This window comes from Burkholderia sp. GbtcB21 (genome assembly GCF_019091065.1).
Lineage (GTDB): Bacteria > Pseudomonadota > Gammaproteobacteria > Burkholderiales > Burkholderiaceae > Burkholderia > Burkholderia pyrrocinia_C.
Genome location: NZ_JAGXKA010000369.1, coordinates 1 through 249, shown reverse-complemented (window position 1 = coordinate 249; position 249 = coordinate 1). Strand labels below are relative to the sequence as shown.

Sequence of the window (249 nt, the reverse complement as noted above, 5' to 3'; positions counted from 1 at the left end):
TGCGTGCTCTGGAACACCACCGAGCCGTTGGTATTGCCGCCGCGCGTAGACAGATAGCCGTTTGCGTCCTGAACTGAGCCGAGCAGCAGCCCCGCGCCGAAGCGCTCGCGCCAGTGGTTATCCACATAACCGTCAATACCCATTCGGCCGAGCGCATCGCCCGCCGGCGAGTCGATTTCGACCGTGTCGCCGTAGGGCGTCTTGATGCGGGCCGACAGCACGAACACCCGCTTCTGGCCCGGGGACAGG

At 65.5% G+C, this 249-nt stretch carries 1 protein-coding gene; it reads right to left on the bottom strand.

The window, feature by feature from the left end; genetic code table 11:
- On the bottom strand, window positions 1-249 hold a 249-nt coding region (locus KVT39_RS37130; RefSeq protein WP_306795637.1), incomplete at both ends, for a TrbI/VirB10 family protein.